Raw genomic sequence first — 215 nt, 5'->3', positions numbered from 1 at the left:
AGCGTCGATGCCGCAGGCAACTTCACCTACACCCCCGCCGCGACGGCACGCTATGCGGCGACCAACGCCACGACCGACACCTTCACCGTTAGCGCCAGCGACGGAACGAACTCGACAACAGAAACCGTCACCGTGTCAGTGTCCCCGCTGGCCGACAAACCTGTGGCGGGCACTCCCACCGTCGGCACCCCCAATACCAGCACCGGGGTGGTCAC

At 66.0% G+C, this 215-nt stretch carries 1 protein-coding gene; it reads left to right on the top strand.

Annotated elements, in window-relative coordinates:
* On the top strand, window positions 1–215 hold a 215-nt coding region (locus CG716_RS29480), incomplete at both ends, for a VCBS domain-containing protein (protein ID WP_133067050.1).

Source organism: Mycolicibacterium sphagni (assembly GCF_002250655.1).
Taxonomy (GTDB): domain Bacteria; phylum Actinomycetota; class Actinomycetes; order Mycobacteriales; family Mycobacteriaceae; genus Mycobacterium; species Mycobacterium sphagni.
This window is presented reverse-complemented; position numbering and strand designations above follow the sequence as displayed.